Here is a 15660-nt window from a genome sequence, read left to right as displayed (position 1 = left end):
GATCTCCCCGCCGCGCCCGAGCCCGAGCACGCGCCCGCCGCGCCCGAGCCCGAGCACGCGCCCGTCGGGGCCGGGCACGAGGCCGTGAGCGACGGCTGATGGCCGCCTACCGCCTACACGCCGACTACGACCGCGACGGGCGGCTCTCCGCCCGTCCGGGCGAATGGGCCCGCCGCCAGGCGCCGCCGGGGGCGCTGGTCCGCGCCAACCTGGACAGCGACGCCCGGCGGCTGCCCGCGGCGGTCACCCCCGGCGACCCCGTCGGGCTGGACCGCGACCTGCCGGTGAAGACGGCCGCGGACGACGATCCCGCCGACCTCCTCGTCGAGGAGGTCGGCGCGGCCCCCGGCGCCCTGTTCGTCGTCCTGGACGGCGCGGACGCCGCCCGCTGCGCGGTGATCGACGCCACCGGACGTCGGCTCGCCGGGGTCCGGGCCGGGGACCGCGTCCGGCACCGGCTGCCGGACGGCCCGTTCCCGCGCAGGCTGGCGCTGGAGGCGGTGGACCTGCCGGCCGTCCCGCCGGCCACCGCGGTGCTCAGCGGGCCGCCCGCCGCGCCGCCGGGCGGGCGGGTCGCCGTCCGGCTGGAGCGCGACGACCCGGCCGGCACCGTGGTCGAGGACGAGGTGCTGTTCACCGTGTCCCCGTTCGTCCTGATCGGGAACGCGGGCGCGCTGGAGCGGATGTACATGTGCGAGGTCACCGCCGACGCCCCGGCCAGGCCGCTCGACGACAACGGCCCCGCCGTCGCCGAGGTGCGGGCCGCGCTCCAGCAGGCCGGCGTGCCGCTGACGCTCATCCCGATGGAGGCGCACGGCGGCGACAGCTGGATCCAGGACCAGTACCAGCTCGGCTTCACCGAGACGCCCGGCGGCCCGCTGCGGGTCCTGCTGCACACGCCGCGCACCCGCTCGGACGCCGCGCAGGGCGTCGTCGCGCCGAACCTGAGCTCGACGGTGACCGGCCACTTCCCGAGCCGGGGCCTCGGGCTCTGCCAGGCGTTCTGGGACCGGGGCCTGACCATCACCTCCCCGGACGGCACGACCGGGCGGCTCGGCTTCGTCGGCAGCGACCGCGCCCTGGTGATCATGATCCGGGTGAAGATGCTGCGCCGCCAGCTGTTCGAGTCGATCGCGCGGATCGGCACCGAGGTCGAGCTGAACACGACCGTCGCGGTGTTCGGCGACGCGACCGTCGAGTTCTTCCGCGCCCGCAACGAGCTGCCCGCGCTGGCCGGGCGGCTGAAGCAGGTCGCCAAGGCGGCGGTGGAACGGCCCGACTCGCCCTGGTTCAAGCAGCACGACAGGCTCGGACGGCTCGTCCAGAACGCCGAGAAGCAGGTCGAGGACGTGCGGCGGGAGATCCCCGTCCCGCAGGGCGCGCCCCAGCTCCGGCTGCGGCTGCCGGCCGTCGGCAAGCTGCCGCAGCAGGAGTTCCTCATGGCGGAGGCCGAGGTGAGACGCCTGGAGAAGCGCCTCCAGCAGTGGCACTCCAGCCACAACTTCGGCGGCAACATCGAGGTCGGCCCGCCGCATCCCAAGGCCCCGGCCGGCGTGGTCGTCGTCGGCAACCAGACCACGCCGCAGCCGGACGGGTCCACCGCCACCGACATGGACCCCGAGCTGCTCGCCTTCCTGCGCGGGCAGTCGCAGGGTCGGCAGCGGGTGCTGGAGGTCGACACCAGCTGGCTCGACGTCGGGCACGTGGACGAGATGCTGGCCTTCGTCCCCGACCTGCGCGAGCCGCAGGGCCGGCCGGGCGCGGTGCTGCGCTCGTCCCCGCTCGTCGCGCTGCGGATCGTCGAGGCCGCCCGCCGCGAGTTCATGGCCGGGCTGTCGCCGGGCGAGCTGACCCGCTACAAGAACTGGGCGCCCATCGTCGGCGCGCGGCTCACCTACGAGGGCGCGAACCCGGTCACGCACCTGCTCCGCGGGCTCCAGTGGCTGCACCAGCACGAGAAGGGGCAGCTGCTGCCGATCGAGCCGCCGGAGATCTACCTGTCGATGGCGACGATGTACCGGGCCCTCAGCGGCCCGATCCCCACCAACTCCCCGCTCCCGCTGCCCGACTCGCCCTGGCGGCCGACCACGCCCTCGCTTCCGGCGAGTCTCTCGATCTTCGAGCTGGACCACTTCCGCGACGGCACCAACGAGGACCTGGAGGACCCCGAGCCCGCCCCGTCGCGGACGGACCCGAACGGCGCGTCCGTCCCGGCGAAAGGGCAGTTCACCGAGGCGGAGGAGAAGCTCACCACCGAGTACGGCGCGATTCCCATCCTCAAGATCCCGGTCATCTTCGACGACCGGTCCGCGCTGTCGGAGCAGACCGCGGCCTTCACCCCCAACCTGGCGAACCTCCAGGTCGCCGGGCCGTGGCTGCTGGTCCCGCGGCCGCACGGGCCGCGGATGGACGTCGAGGCCGCGGCCCGCGTCCTGCGGGCGGTGGCCAAGGACGTGCCGGACGCGAAGGCGTCGCGGTTCACTCCGCAGTGGCTCCGCGCCCGCGGACTCGACCGGACGGTCTTCTGGGCGCGGGCCGGCTCGGTGGCGGGCGACCTCGCCGGGGACGACGCCGACAAGCTCACCTCCGCCTTCCTCGACGGCTGGCCCAAGGGCACCGACCGCGCGGAGATCCGGCAGCAGATCGTCCGCGCCAACCCCGGTGCGTTCGACTCGCGGGGCTTCCTCAGGGGGAGCGCCTGGCGGAAGCTCCAGATCCCGGAACGCAAGGTCGACCTCTTCGAGGCGTGGACCGAAGCCGTCGCTGACCAGCTCGGCTACCGGGTGAGCTGGGTGGAGGCGTGGTACTACCACGTGCGCCTGGGCTCCATCCACTGCGGGACGAACGTGCTCCGCGCCGCCCCCACGACCCTCCAGTGGTGGCGCTGACCCGCCGTCCGAAGGCGTTCTGACGGTGGGCGCCGGTACGCTCCGCGCGACGGTGACGACCGAGGTGTGGACGGAGCAGGCGGCATGGGCGTGCTGTTCGATTACTTCCGGGCTCCGAACGGGGAGACGGCCCTCCGGCTGCTGCTCGACGAGGACGGGGTCCCGGCGAGCCCGACGACCGTCGGCGCCGGCCTCGACGCACTGGACGCGAAGGGCATCGACCCCCACGTCATCCTGGGCCAGCTGGTCGGTTTCGTCCTCGGGGTGCCGTGGAGCGTCGATCTCATCGAGTCCGGCCTCGTGTGGCCGCCGGAGGAGACGAAGCCCCGAACCCTGGACGAGGCGGAGCGGTTGCCCGAGGACTCGCCATGGCAGACGGGGCCGTGGCTGGAGGAGTTCGGCGACCGGGTCCGTGACGCGCTCGCCGGGGCCGACGACGCCGCGCTGCCGTCCGTCGCCGAGGACTGGACCCGCATTGAGGAGTTCGACGGCACCATGGACGCGGCCTTCGCACTGGAGATCACCAAGGAGTTCGTCGGCCTGGCCCGCCGCGCCCGCCAGGCGGGCGACCGGCTCTACTGCTGGGCGTGCCTGTGACCTGACGAACGTTCCCGGGATCAGGCGGTGACGCTCACGGCCCGCCTCAGCTCACCCTGGAGCATCGTGAGCGACACCGCGCCGACGAGGACGGTCCCGTCCGGGAAGCGGAAGACCGGCACGCGCGGACCCGCCGCACGACCGGGCCGTGCGGCGCCCGCGCCGAGCCGCTCGTCCGCCTCGCCGCCCGTCCAGGGCACCCCGGCCGCGGACGCCAGGCCCCGCAGCACGCCCGCGTCGCCGATGTCGAGACCGTCGGTGAAGTAGGCGCGGTACAGGCGGGCGGCCATGTCCTCGGCCGTGCCCTGCTCGGCCGCCGCCGCGATGAGCCGGTGGGCGCCGCAGGTCGCGGCGGGCACGATCCGGTCGAACCGGATGTCCAGCCCGTCCGCCGCCGCCGCCCGCACGAGCCGCTCGGCCTGCCCGGCGGACGCGAGCCGGGGCGCGCCGCTCACCGGCGCCCCCGCCCGGCAGTCCGCGCTCTTGTAGGGCCTGAAGGCCACCTCCAGGTCGCCGCCGCGGGCTCTGTGCTCCGCGGCGGCCCGCCGGAAGCGGGCGTAGCCGAGCGCCGACCACGCGCAGGCGATGTCGTGGGTGATCTCTACCTTCATGCCCTGATCCCTTGCTGGCGGCACGGATCGTTCCGTGCCGCTTCAGGATGCCCAGTGCCGTCCGGCAAAGTCAATACGGAACGTTCCGTGCCGTCTGAGCGCTATGCTGGGGGCATGTCGCCCAGACGTCCCGAGCGCCGCAGCGAAGAGGCCGCCAACGCCGTCATCAAGGCCGCGATGGACCTGTGCCAGGAGGTCGGTTACCGCAAGCTCAGCATCGAGGGCATCGCCGCCCGCGCCGGCGTCGGCAAGAACACGATCTACCGCTGGTGGCCGTCCAAGGCCGCCGTGCTGCTGGACGGGCTGCTGTCCACCTGGCGGCTGGACGCGTCGTTCCCCGACACCGGCGACTTCCTCGCCGACATCAAGACGCAGATGGCGGCGGCCTCCCGCATCCTCGGCGACCCGGACGTCTTCCCCCACTACCGCGCCCTGATCGGCGAGGCCCAGCACGACCCCGAACTGCACCGGGCCCTCTGGGAGCGCTTCATCGGCCACCTCGCGGGCGCCGCCGCCGACCGGATCAGGAGCGCCCAGCGCGCGGGCCAGATCCGTCCCGACGCCGACCCCGACCTGGTCACCGAACTGCTCTACGGCGCCGCCTACTACCGGCGGCTGCTCACCACGCGCACCGCCGACAACGCCCACATCAACGCCATCGTCGACCTGGCCTTCACCGGCCTGGCCCCACCCGCCGAAAGCACTCGCGCGCGCTCCGAGTGAACAGCGGCGCGGCGGCCGCGAGCCTTGGTGCGCACGCCGCGTGCGAATCAGCGAACGCCGGACGGTGCCTCCGCGGAGCGGGCGCTTCAGATGCCGGTGGTGAACTCGTAGAGGTCGTAGGAGACCAGTGCGAGGCGGCCGGGGTCGGTGTTCCAGCCGAGCGCCGACCCGAGCGGGCTGGTGACGGCCTGGTAGCCGATGACGTCGAGCGCCGCGTCGGCGGTGCCCATCCAGAGCGCGCCCTCCTCGGTGGAGACGAACCAGCACCGGCCCGGCGGGTAGGCGGCCCACACCACGTTGAACGCGAAGGCCTGGGGCCTGCGCTCGTCGACCAGGAGGTTCGCGCGCCCCTTCAGCGCCGGACGCCAGGTGCCGCGGTCGAGCGCGAACCACCAGAGGTTGTCGTCGTCCTTCCCGACCGAGCAGTTGACCACCAGCAGGTCGTCGCCCTGGACGTCGAGGTCGTTGATCCCCCGCTGGGCGGACGGGTTGAAGACCGTCCGCGACAGCACCCTGGCGGCCGGGACGTCGATCACGCACACGTAGCCGTCCTCGGAGCCCGTGACCGCCTTGCCCCCGTCGAAGGGCTTCACGGCCCGGATGTCGTGCAGGTCCCACGGGTTGACCGGGGACGGGTTGCGCAGGTCGAGGGCGTCCCGGAAGGCGATCCCGCCGCCGCTCCCGACGGACCAGATCGAGAGCCACCCGGTGGTGTGCCCGACGCACAGCGCGCGGTGCCCGGAGTGCTCCACGATGTGCGCGCTGGTGGCGACGCCCAGCCGCGGCTCGTACGGCACGATCCTCGGACGCAGGGACCGCCAGCCGGGGCCGGACGTCCACACGACCAGCGACCGGTCGTCGTTGGACGTGGCGAGCGACCGGCCGGTGAGCCGCGCCACCATCTGCACGCCCTGCTCGGCGGGGCTGTTGACCGCCACGTCGATCACCGGCCCGGCCGACGGGGAGGCGTTGAACGCGAACACGCTCATCGAGCCGTCCCAGCGCCCCACGGCGAAGTGCCGGGAGTCCAGCCAGGCCAGCGACTGGGCCATCTGGTAGGTCGTCCCGTTCGGCTGGATCGGCAGCGCGGTCGCGAGGACGCCGGGCTCGCGCAGGCCGCGCGCCGCGAGGGCGGCCTTCGAGCGCAGCACCGGCGGCTGCGGCGAGGTCCGCGCCGCGCCGGCCGGTGCCCGCGTGACCGGGTCGTCCGGCCGCCCGGTCGGCCCCAGCATGCCCGTCGCCGCGGCGAGGCCGCCGCGCAGGATCGATCTCCGTGTCGCCATGGCCGTCCTCATCTCACTTCTCGGAGCGCTCGCGCGATACGCCTGACGAAGTCGACGATCCTCGGTCCCCAGCGGGAGACGGTGTCGTCGTCCAGCTCCACTATGCGCCCGATCTGGTCGTCCGCCTTGAGGCCGTAGAGCACCTCCGTGGCCGACCGAACCGCGCGAAGATGGTGGGCAGGCAGCGACGGACGCTGCGCGCAGGGAGGGCGGACGCATGCCGACGATCCATCTCAAGCAGACGACCACCGCCACACCCGAGCAGTTCGTCGCCGGGCTCACCGACTTCGGGCCGGGGCGCTCGGAACTGTTCGGGCTGAGCACCGACGAGCAGCTCAAGGTGCACCACAAGGGCGCCACCGAGGCCGACGTCACCGAGGGCTCCAGCGCCATCTGGGAGCGCCTGCACTACGACTGGTCCGATCCCGACCGCGTCGTCCTGACCACCACCGACTCCAACACGTGGGGCGGCGCCTCGGGCCACACCTACACCTTCACGCGGCGGCCCGACGGGACGACCGAGGTGAACGTCGTCGTGGTCCGGGAGGGCAAGAACGCCAAGGGACGGCTGGTCGGGCTCGTCATCGGGATCGTCGGCAAGCGGGTCCTGGGCAGGCAACTGAGCCGGACGGTCAAGGCCATCGAAGCCCGCCACGGCAAGTAGGAGCCAGACGGCGAGGAACTTCCACCGCGACCCGCTGCGCATGGTGCCGGGAGCCTTGAACTGCTCCACGCCCGGACGTTCGACGGCCACACGCAGGTGCTGACCTACCGTCCGACCCGGCACGGCTCACCGGCTGGGACCGGAATAGCCCCAGCCGGGGAAGGTATTGGTATCGGGTATGAGAGCTATCGGTGTGACCGAGTACGGCGGTCCGGACGTCCTGCACGAGATCGAGCTGCCTGACCCGAAGCCTGGTGCCGGGCAGGTGCGCGTCCGCGTGCACGCGGCGACGGTGAACCCGACGGACACGGGGGTGCGCAGCGGTGCCCGCGACGACGCGGATCGGCCCAGCGTCCCCGTGGTGCCCGGGATGGACATCGCCGGCGTCCTGGAGGAGATCGGCCCGGAGACCGAGACGTCCTTGACCGTGGGCGAGCACGTCATGGGCATCGTCGTTCCCGGCGGGTCCCACGGCGGCTACTCGGAGCAGGTCGTCCTGCCCGCCGAGTCGGTGGTCCGCGTGCCGAAGGGCGTGGACGACGTCGCCGCGGCCACGCTGCCGATGAACGGGCTCACCGCGCGGCTGACCCTGGACGTCCTGGGGCTGAACGCCGGGCAGACGCTCGCCGTCACCGGCGCGGCCGGCTGCTACGGCGGCTACGTGGTCCAGCTGGCGAAGGCCGAGGGGCTGCGCGTGGTGGCCGACGCCTCTGAGGAGGACCGGAACCTGCTCGCGGTCCTCGGCGCGGACCTGATCGTCGATCGCGGTGACGACGTCGCCGACCGCATCCGCGAGGCCGTGCCCGAGGGCGTCGACGGGCTCGCCGACGGGGCGGTGCTGGACGACAAGGTCATCGGCGCGGTCGCGGACGGCGGGCGGATCGCCACGGTACGGGGCTTCGCCGGGGAGCCGGAGCGGGGCGTGACCTACCAGCGCGTGTTCGTGCGGCAGTACGCGAAGGAGCGCGCCAAGCTCGACGAGCTCCGCGCGCTGGTCGAGCGGGGCGAGCTGACCCTCCGGGTCGCGGACACCTATCCGGCCGCCCGCGCCGCCGAGGCGCACCGCCGCCTGGAGGCCGGCGGCGTGCGCGGCAGGCTCGTGCTCACGTTCTAGGGAGAGCGGGCCTGGGAGGCGGCAGTCTCCCAGGCCCTCTTCAGCAACGAAGAAAGCCTCTCCCCGAAGTCGAGGAGAGGCTCGCGAACCGGTCGTGCGTGGTGGGCGATACTGGGATTGAACCAGTGACCTCTACCGTGTCAAGGTAGCGCTCTCCCACTGAGCTAATCGCCCTTGCGTGTACTACGAGGTGGAGACGGGATTTGAACCCGTGTACACGGCTTTGCAGGCCGTTGCCTCGCCTCTCGGCCACTCCACCAGAGCGAGGCCTTCGGGGCCTCTCAGAGCGGACGACGGGATTCGAACCCGCGACCCTCACCTTGGCAAGGTGATGCTCTACCAACTGAGCCACGTCCGCGTGCCGGCTCCGGGGTTCCCCCGGGGCGCATGACAACTCTAGCGGAATCCTGGAGTGGTTGCGTACGCGGCGGCCTCGGAGTCGGTGGTCTCGGCGTGGAGGGAGTTCCAGAAGGCGAGCTCCTGGTCCTCTTCGAGGTGGGCGATGCGGCCCCAGAACTCGCGGTCCTCGGCCGCGTGGGCGGCGGCGAGGGAGACGGCGGGCATCATCGTCGTGACCTTGTCCGCGGCGTCGAGGTCGGCCGGGGTGACGTCGGCCGGGAGGGCGACGGGGGTCGAGGGGCGGTGGTGCTTGCCGCGCTTGCGGACGCGGATCGGGGGTGTCGTGGGGGCCTTCGCGGCGGCGGCGCGGCCGGCGGCGAGGGCGACGGTGCCGCACAGGACGAAGGCGAGGATGCCGCCGAGGACGGCCTCCTGGGCGGGGAGGTGCTCGGACGCCGCCGAGGGCTCGTGCTCATGCCGGGCGACGGACGCGGCGGGCGCGGCGGGGGCGCCGACCTTGTCGACGGTGGGCGCGGGGGCGGCGTGCTTCGGCGCGTACTTGGCCTCGACCTTGATCTTGCCGGGGTAGCCGAACCCGACGACGGTGTCCATGTCGCGGGTCTTGCGCATGAGCTTGTAGCCGTCGGCGTTGCCCTCGATCGTGTGGAGGGTCTTGCCGTCGACCTTCTCGACGATGCCGACGTGGTCGATCTGGTCGATGTCGCCCGAGCCGTTCCAGTCGTAGAACACGATGGCACCGGGCTCCGGGGCGGTGCCCCAGGCGTCGTGCTTCCTGAACCACTTGGCGTGCTCGACGGTGGACGCGAACTGCCCGGCCTGCTCGGTGACGCCCGCCTTGTCGGCGGCCCAGGCGAGGAACATGTCGCACCAGGGGGCCGTCTTGAAGTAGTCGTCGTGGTCGCCGTCGATGTTCTGGGCGTACCAGTCGCCGAACTTGGTGTAGCCGTCGCCCTTCTCGGTGTAGCCGAGCTGGGCCTTGGCCACGTCGAGCAGCTTCTTGCCGATCGGGTCCATCACGCTCCATGCCGTGCTCGTTCGGGCAGGGTGACGCCCGACCGGGGATGATCGACCGGCGTGCCGCGTTCCAAGGTCACGTTCCGATCTCGATGGAATGTAGCCGAGGTAAAAAGGGTGCGGCAAGTTGTTCCGCGCAAGCGGTCAAAACGGACTACTCACAAGTAGCCCCTCGGGAGGACGGTTACTGGGCAAGGCGCCGCACGGAGGACCTTGAGGGCCACCTCGCCCAGGAAGACGCGGTGCGCGGAGGCGTCCTCGCTGGACGCGCAGACGAGGAGCTCGCCGTCCGGCCAGCCGATGTCGTCCATGGTGTCCGCCACGTCGCCGCCGCGGGCGAGCTCGGCGGAGACGTCGCCTGCGGTGAGGCCGGACGAGTCGAGCGCGAGGCGGATGGCGAGGGCCAGGTCGTCGCGGAGGGGCTCGGGGTTGACGTCGCCGATGGCGAGCGTGACCAGGCGGAGCGGGACGCCGAGGCCCTCGGCGGCCTGCGCGGCGCGGGTGACGGCCTCGTCGCACTGGGGGCGGCGGACGTACATGACGGTGATCCGGCCGAGCTCCTCGGGCGGGGCGTAGCCGGACGGGGCGAGCATCACCGCCTCGGTCGCCGAGTGCAGGAGGTGGTCGGCGGCGGCGCCGACGCCGATGCGGCCGCGGGGGCCGCCGTCCGGGGACCCGACGACGATCAGGTCCGCGCCGACGCGGCTGGCCAGCAGCGTGAGCCCCCGGCCGACGCTGCGCCCCTCTTGGACGTGGAGGTCGGCGGGCGTGCCGCCGAGCAGGGCGGCGGCCTGGTCGAGGAGGGCCCGGGTCTGGCCCTCGGCGCCGGGCAGGCCGGGCGGGTGGACGGCCGCGACGCTCAGCCGGCCGCGGGTCAGCGCGGTGATGGCGCGGGCGAGCGCGAGGGCCTCGCGGCCGCCCGCGCCGGGTGCGTATCCGGCCAGCACGTGTTGTCCGATCATGCGGGGAGCATTCCCCGCGCGCGGCGGGTCATCGCTCAGCGGGTCAGGGCGAGGAGGTCGCGGGCGGGGCCGGCGGGGCGGCGGCCGGCGGGCCAGATCGCGCGCAGCGGGCGGCCGAGGTCCAGCTCGGGGACCGGGACGGCGACCAGCCGCCCGTTCGCCAGCTCGTCCACGACGGCGAGCTCGCTCACCACGACGGGGCCCGCGCCGGACACGGCGGCGGCCTTGAGCGCGGTGGTGGAGGCGAGCTGGAGCAGCGGCGGCGCCGTCCCGCCGTGGGCGGCGAGGGCGCGGTCGAGGACCTCGCGGGTGCCCGAGCCCTCCTCGCGCAGGACGAGCGGGGCGCGGGCCAGCTCCGCCGCGGTGACGCCGGAGCGGCGGCGGGCCCAGGGGTGCCGGGGCGCGACCACGACGACGAGGCGGTCGGTGGCGACGACGGTGCCGTTCAGGCCCGGCGGGGTCCGGGTGCCCTCGACGAACCCGAGGTCGGCCTGGCCGTCGCGGACCTGCTCGGCGACCGCGGTGGAGTTGGCCGTGCGGAGCGTCACCGCGACGTCCGGGCGGGCGGCCCGCAGCGCGACGAGCCAGCCCGGCATGAGGTACTCGGCGACCGTGAGGCTCGCGACGACGCGCAGCCGGGCGTCGCGGCGCTCCCGCAGGGCCGCGAGCCCGGCGTCGAGGGCCTCGGCGGCGCCGACGACCTGGCGGGCCCACTCGGCGACCAGCGCGCCCGCCTCGGTCGGCCGGGAGCCCTGCGGGGACCGTTCGAGCAGCGGGACGCCGATCTGCCGCTCCATCGAGCGGATGCGGGAGCTCGCGGCGGGCTGGGTGACGCCCAGTTCGGCCGCCGCGCGCCCGAGGCTGCCCAGCCGGACGACGGCGAGCAGCAGCTCCAGGGCGCCGAGATCGGGCACGCGGTGCGAAACGGCCATGGCCCCATCCTAGGGCGGCCATAAGGTGACCTTATGCCCCCATAGGCCGGTGACCTCTACCGACGCCGCCGGGGCGGACGCAGGCTGGACGCATGGGCTCCCGAACCGCATCCCCGCACGGCACCCTCCTGGGCGCGCTCGACCGTCCCGCGGAGCTCTTCCGCCACCTCGGACCCAACTGGTACGCGGCGGTCATGGGCACCGCGATCGTCGCCAACGGCGCGGACGCGCTGCCGGTGGACCTCCCCGGCCTGCACGCGTTCGCCGTCGCGGTGTGGGCGCTGTCGCTCGCGCTGCTCGCGGTGGTGGCCGCGGCGCGGGCCGTCCACCTCGTCCGGCACCGGGACGTGGCGGTCCGCCGGCTCTTGGACGACCCGGCCGCGGCGGTGTTCTACGGCTGCCCGCCGATGGCGCTGCTCGCCGTCGGGTACGGGACGCTGGCGCTCGGCCCCGAGGTGCTCGGGACGCGCGCGGCGGTCGCCATCGACGCCCTGCTCTGGACGCTCGGGACGGTCTACGCGCTGGCCGTCGCGGTCGGCGTCCCGCTGCTGATGGTCACCCGGTACCGGCCGGGGCCGGGCGGCACGGACCCGACGTGGCTGCTGCCGGTCGTCGCGCCGATGGTCGCGGCGGCGCTCGGCCCGGCGCTCGTCCCGCACCTGCCCGCCGGGGAGGCGCGCGCCACGCTGCTGTACGGCTGCGCCGCGATGTTCGGCGCGAGCGCGCTCGCGACGCTCGTCCTGCTGCCGGGCATCTGGAGCCGGCTCGCCGGGGGCGGCCCGGTGCCGGCCGCGCTGGTCCCGACGCTGTTCCTCGTCCTCGGCCCGCTCGGGCAGTCGACGACGGCGGTGGTGCGGATCGCCGTGGAGGCGGAGCGGGCGGTCCCGGAGTTCGCGGCGGCGATGCGGGCGTTCGCCGTCCTGTACGGGGTGCCGGTCATGGGGTTCGCGCTGCTGTGGCTGGCGCTCGCGGCGGCGGCGAACGTGCGCGCGCTGCGCGGCGGCATGCCGTTCGCGATGACCTGGTGGGCGTTCACGTTCCCCGTCGGGACGTGCGTGACGGGCGCGGCCGGGCTGTCCGCGGTCACCGGCCTGCGCGCGCTGGCCGGCCTGGCGGTGCTGCTCTACGGCCTGCTCCTGGCGGCGTGGGCGGTCGCCGGCTACCGGACGGTCCAGGGCGTGCTGAGCGGCCGCCTCTTCCTGCCCGCCGCGCCCCGCGCCGGCGCGCGGCCCGCCGTCGCTCAGGACGTCGTGGCGGACGCGAGCTCGTCGCCGGGGCGTTCCCGCGCGTGGACCGGGGGGTTGCCGAACCAGGCGACCGCGACGGCCCCGGCCACGGCCAGGACGAACCCGACGAGCGCCAGCCACGCGTAGCCCGGACGGGACGCGTCGCCGAGCCACACCACGCCCAGGATGCCGGGGATGACCGTCTCGCCCACGACGAGGGCGGCCGTCGCCCCGTTGATGGACCCGATCTGGAGCGCGACGGTGTGGAAGTACATGCCGCCGATGCCCGCGAGCGCGATCGCGTAGAGCGCGGGGTCGCCCGCCATGTCCCGCAGGTTGAACGGGTCCGCGCCGTTGAGCATGCGGACGCCGACCCCGACCGCGCCGAACCCGAGCCCGGACAGCAGCCCGGCGGGGATCGCCGCGCGCGGTCCGAGCAGCCGGACGGCGAGCAGCCCGGCCGCGACCAGCAGCGCCGACCCGCCGAGCAGCGCCCAGTGCGCGGCGAGCGGGACCCGTCCCGCGCCCTCGTGGCCCGCGGCGCCCGCGAGCATCACCAGCGCCGCGCAGACGACGCCCACCGAGATCCACTCCGGCCGGACGAGCCGCACCCCGAGCACCCAGACGCCGAGCACCGCCGTCACGACGAGGTTCGCACTGATGATCGTTTGGGACAGGAACAGCGGCAGCAGCCTGGCCGCCAGCGCCCCCAGCCCGAAGCCGACCGCGTCCAGCACCGTGCCGACGATGAACTCCCACGTCACGACGGCCTTGGCGGTGGACGACAGGCTCGGCCCGCCGTATCCCGTCACCGCCGCCGCGCGCGCCGCCTCGCGGTCGGCGGACCGCCTGGCGCCGAGCGCCTGGAGCACCGATCCCGTCCCGTAGCAGGCGGACGCCGCGACCGCCGTGACCAGCCCGATGAGCACCCGATGTCCCCGTCCCCGCCGCCCGGCGGCACCAATCGTGGTCGAAACAGTCCAGAAGAGGAGTATTCCCTGCCGCTCGCTTTGACGCTCCACGTAATGGATTAGTTGCGAACCGTTCACGCGCGGGTACGATCGGGCTGTCGTCCCCGGACCTGCCGGTTCCGTCCGGCAGAACGAGAGCAGAGGCGGCGGTGTTGCCGGGCAACGGGGTGGAACCGCGTTCGGTACGGCCGCCGGCGGAGCTGACCAGCTTCGTCGGCCGCCGGCAGGAACTGAAGGACATCGCCCGGCTCCTCGACCGCTGCCGGCTCGTCACGCTCGCTGGCCCCGGCGGCGTCGGGAAGACGCGGCTCGCGCTGCGGGCCGCCGCCCGGTTCGGCGCCACGGCCGGGGAGGACGTCGCCTTCGCCGACCTGGCGGCCCTCCGCGAGCCGGGCCTGCTCACCCGGGCCGTCGGGGAGGCGCTCGGCCTGCCCGACCAGACCCCGTCCTGCGCGCCGGACGCGCTCGTCCACCACCTCGCCGACCGCGAGCTGCTGCTCGTCCTCGACACCTGCGAGCACCTCGTCAACGCGTGCGCGACGCTCGCCGAGGTGCTGCTCCAGAACGCCCCCCGGCTGCGGATCATCGCGACCAGCCGGCAGCCGCTCGACGTCCCCGGCGAGCACACCCTCGTCGTGGCGCCGCTGCCGCGCCCCGAGCCCGGCGCCCGCGGCCCCGCGCGGACCTGCGACTCGATGACGCTGTTCGCCGAGCGCGCGGCCGCCGTCGTCCCCGGCTGGGCGCTGACCGACGCCAACCGCGCCGCCGTCGCGCTGCTGTGCCGCCGCCTCGACGGCATCCCGCTCGCGATCGAGCTCGCCGCCGTCCAGCTGCGGGCCCTGTCGGTCGAGCAGATCGTCGACCGGCTCGACCGGCGCCTCCCGCAGATGCGCGGCCGCCGCTCCGGGCTGCGCCGCCACCAGACGCTCCGCGCGGCGATCGACTGGAGCCACGAGCTGTGCTCGCCGGGCGAGCGGCTGCTGTGGGCGCGGCTGTCGGTGTTCGCCGCCGACGTCGACCTGGAGACCGCCGAGCGGGTCTGCGCGGACGCCGGCCTGCCCGCCGAGCGGATCTTCGAGCTGATCGCCGGCCTGGTGGCGAAGTCGGTGGTGCTGCGCGTCGACCGCGAGGGAACGGTCCGCTACCGGATGCTCGACATCATGCGCGAGTACGGCGCGGAGCGGCTGGCGGAGGCGGGCGAGACCGACGCGGTGCAGGCCCGCGCGTTCGAGCTGTTCAGCGGCGTGATCGTCCGGGCGGCCGGCGAGCTGCGCGGGCCCGCCCAGCGGAGCAGGCTCGCCTGGTTCCGGCGCGAGCGCGCCACCATCCGCGACATGGTCGAGTACGGGCTCCGCCGGGCCCCCGACGACGTGCTCGTCGCGGTCGCGCTCGGCCTCGGCCGCAGCTACGCGCTGCGGGGCCTGGTCGGGGAGGCGCGGCACTGGTCGCTGCGTGTCATCGAGAGCCGCGCGGAGGGCCCCGGGCGGGCCTGGACGGAGATCCTCGCGCTGGCGGGCATGCTCGCCGCGATGCAGGACGACCTCGCGCCCGCCCGCGACCTGCTGCGCCGCGCGGAGCGGCGCGCCCTCGCCGAGGACGACCTCGGCGGCCTCGGCTACGTCCGCCAGGTCGAGGGCCTCGCCGCGTTCTGCGCCGGAGATCTGGACCGCGCCACACGGCGCCTGGAGGAGGCCCGCGCCCTCCACCGCCGCGCCGGCACCGAGGACGTCCTCGTCCCGCTGACCGACGTGTTCCTCGCGGTGACGCGGACGATGGCGGGCGACCCGGAGGCGGCCGTCCGGCACGCGGACGCGGTCGTCCGGGAGACGGAGGCCGCGGGCGAGCACTGGTGCCGCTCCTACGGGCTGGCAGCGCGGGGGCTCGCGACGCTCATGGGCGGCGACCCCGCGGGCGCGCTGCCTGACCTGCGGGCCGGGCTCCGCGTCAAGCGCGACCTCGACGACCGCCTCGGCGTCGCGCTGGTGCTCGACATGGTCGGCTGCTGCCTGGCCGGCACCGGCGACGCGGTGGCGGGCGTCCGGCTGCTCGCCGCCGCCGACCGGACGCGCGACCGCACCGGCACGTCGATGTTCGGCCCCCGGCACGCCCTGCTGCGCGAGCACCACGAGCGGCTGGCGCGCGTGACCCTCGGCGACGACGCGTTCCGCGCGGCCCTCGACGCGGGCGCGAAGCTCGACCTGGAGACGGCGATCGAGGAGGCCCTGGACGAGCACCCGAGACCCACCGCCCCCGACCCGCACGACCGCGCACGCGCGGACGGCCACGCATCCGGCGGCGCGCCGCCTGGTTCGCCC

General features: G+C 74.6%; 12 protein-coding genes and 3 tRNA genes. 7 read left to right on the top strand and 8 right to left on the bottom strand.

The features are described 5' to 3' along the window. The first annotated feature begins 98 nt into the window (after positions 1-98). A complete protein-coding gene (locus E1300_RS38680) occupies positions 99-2888 on the top strand; it encodes a protein-arginine deiminase family protein (protein ID WP_131762093.1) in 2790 nt (929 codons plus the stop codon). Between the two features lie 84 nt (positions 2889-2972). Next, positions 2973-3485 (top strand): hypothetical protein, encoded by a 513-nt coding sequence (locus E1300_RS38675; protein WP_131762092.1) that lies wholly within the window; start codon positions 2973-2975, stop codon positions 3483-3485. 20 nt (positions 3486-3505) lie between these two features. Here E1300_RS38675 and E1300_RS38670 read toward each other — a convergent pair whose 3' ends face one another. After that, complete coding sequence (locus E1300_RS38670) at positions 3506-4096, bottom strand: DsbA family oxidoreductase (RefSeq protein ID WP_131762091.1); 591 nt, start codon at positions 4094-4096, stop codon at positions 3506-3508. A gap of 114 nt (positions 4097-4210) precedes the next feature. Here E1300_RS38670 and E1300_RS38665 point away from each other — a divergent pair, with 114 nt between their 5' ends. Next, on the top strand, positions 4211-4819 hold the full coding sequence (locus E1300_RS38665) for a TetR/AcrR family transcriptional regulator (RefSeq protein ID WP_131762090.1): 609 nt from the start codon (positions 4211-4213) through the stop codon (positions 4817-4819). Positions 4820-4905: 86 nt separating this feature from the next. Here the strand turns inward: E1300_RS38665 and E1300_RS38660 are convergent, their stop codons facing one another. Beyond that, positions 4906-6102, bottom strand: a complete 1197-nt coding sequence (locus E1300_RS38660) for a hypothetical protein (protein WP_131762089.1) — start codon at positions 6100-6102, stop codon at positions 4906-4908. Between the two features lie 217 nt (positions 6103-6319). Here E1300_RS38660 and E1300_RS38655 point away from each other — a divergent pair, with 217 nt between their 5' ends. Both E1300_RS38655 and E1300_RS38645 read left to right on the top strand, forming a co-directional pair. Further along, positions 6320-6766: a hypothetical protein gene (locus E1300_RS38655; RefSeq protein WP_131762088.1), complete on the top strand. Its 447-nt coding sequence runs from the start codon at positions 6320-6322 to the stop codon at positions 6764-6766. A 178-nt stretch (positions 6767-6944) separates the two neighbouring features. Further along, positions 6945-7880, top strand: coding sequence for an NADP-dependent oxidoreductase (locus E1300_RS38645; RefSeq protein ID WP_131762087.1), 936 nt, complete (start codon positions 6945-6947; stop codon positions 7878-7880). Positions 7881-7979: 99 nt separating this feature from the next. Here the strand turns inward: E1300_RS38645 and E1300_RS38640 are convergent. The 6 genes from E1300_RS38640 to E1300_RS38615 form a co-directional block, all read right to left on the bottom strand. Continuing rightward, positions 7980-8054, bottom strand: a tRNA-Val gene (locus E1300_RS38640). Between the two features lie 14 nt (positions 8055-8068). Beyond that, a tRNA-Cys gene (locus E1300_RS38635) sits at positions 8069-8139 on the bottom strand. 26 nt (positions 8140-8165) lie between these two features. Beyond that, positions 8166-8238 (bottom strand) — tRNA-Gly (locus E1300_RS38630). A gap of 38 nt (positions 8239-8276) precedes the next feature. Next, positions 8277-9254 (bottom strand): CHAP domain-containing protein, encoded by a 978-nt coding sequence (locus E1300_RS38625; protein WP_131762086.1) that lies wholly within the window; start codon positions 9252-9254, stop codon positions 8277-8279. 158 nt (positions 9255-9412) lie between these two features. Continuing rightward, positions 9413-10216 carry a universal stress protein gene (locus tag E1300_RS38620; RefSeq protein ID WP_131762085.1) on the bottom strand — a complete coding sequence of 268 codons (804 nt, stop codon included), beginning with the start codon at positions 10214-10216 and terminating at the stop codon, positions 9413-9415. 35 nt (positions 10217-10251) lie between these two features. Beyond that, the gene (locus E1300_RS38615; RefSeq protein WP_131762084.1) at positions 10252-11148 is read right to left on the bottom strand and encodes a LysR family transcriptional regulator; all 897 of its coding nucleotides are present in this window, start codon (positions 11146-11148) and stop codon (positions 10252-10254) included. Positions 11149-11240: 92 nt separating this feature from the next. Here E1300_RS38615 and E1300_RS38610 point away from each other — a divergent pair, with 92 nt between their 5' ends. Both E1300_RS38610 and E1300_RS38600 read left to right on the top strand, forming a co-directional pair. Further along, positions 11241-12521, top strand: a complete 1281-nt coding sequence (locus tag E1300_RS38610) for a TDT family transporter (protein ID WP_131762083.1) — start codon at positions 11241-11243, stop codon at positions 12519-12521. Between the two features lie 991 nt (positions 12522-13512). After that, a partial coding sequence (locus E1300_RS38600; protein ID WP_131762082.1) for an ATP-binding protein occupies positions 13513-15660 on the top strand: 2148 nt, incomplete at its 3' end.

This window comes from Actinomadura fibrosa (assembly GCF_900659615.1).
In the GTDB taxonomy this organism is placed as follows: domain Bacteria; phylum Actinomycetota; class Actinomycetes; order Streptosporangiales; family Streptosporangiaceae; genus Spirillospora; species Spirillospora fibrosa.
Note: the sequence above shows the minus strand (reverse complement) of the source record. Positions and strands in the feature narration are given on the sequence as shown.

What these genes read in the sequence shown, in the direction of transcription:
- E1300_RS38680 (WP_131762093.1), top strand. Translation starts at nt 99, where the DNA reads ATGGCCGCCTACCGCCTACACGCCGACTACGACCGCGACGGGCGGCTC.
- E1300_RS38675 (WP_131762092.1), top strand. Translation starts at nt 2,973, where the DNA reads ATGGGCGTGCTGTTCGATTACTTCCGGGCTCCGAACGGGGAGACGGCC.
- E1300_RS38670 (WP_131762091.1), bottom strand. Translation starts at nt 4,096, where the DNA reads ATGAAGGTAGAGATCACCCACGACATCGCCTGCGCGTGGTCGGCGCTC.
- E1300_RS38665 (WP_131762090.1), top strand. Translation starts at nt 4,211, where the DNA reads ATGTCGCCCAGACGTCCCGAGCGCCGCAGCGAAGAGGCCGCCAACGCC.
- E1300_RS38660 (WP_131762089.1), bottom strand. Translation starts at nt 6,102, where the DNA reads ATGGCGACACGGAGATCGATCCTGCGCGGCGGCCTCGCCGCGGCGACG.
- E1300_RS38655 (WP_131762088.1), top strand. Translation starts at nt 6,320, where the DNA reads ATGCCGACGATCCATCTCAAGCAGACGACCACCGCCACACCCGAGCAG.
- E1300_RS38645 (WP_131762087.1), top strand. Translation starts at nt 6,945, where the DNA reads ATGAGAGCTATCGGTGTGACCGAGTACGGCGGTCCGGACGTCCTGCAC.
- E1300_RS38625 (WP_131762086.1), bottom strand. Translation starts at nt 9,254, where the DNA reads ATGGACCCGATCGGCAAGAAGCTGCTCGACGTGGCCAAGGCCCAGCTC.
- E1300_RS38620 (WP_131762085.1), bottom strand. Translation starts at nt 10,216, where the DNA reads ATGATCGGACAACACGTGCTGGCCGGATACGCACCCGGCGCGGGCGGC.
- E1300_RS38615 (WP_131762084.1), bottom strand. Translation starts at nt 11,148, where the DNA reads ATGGCCGTTTCGCACCGCGTGCCCGATCTCGGCGCCCTGGAGCTGCTG.
- E1300_RS38610 (WP_131762083.1), top strand. Translation starts at nt 11,241, where the DNA reads ATGGGCTCCCGAACCGCATCCCCGCACGGCACCCTCCTGGGCGCGCTC.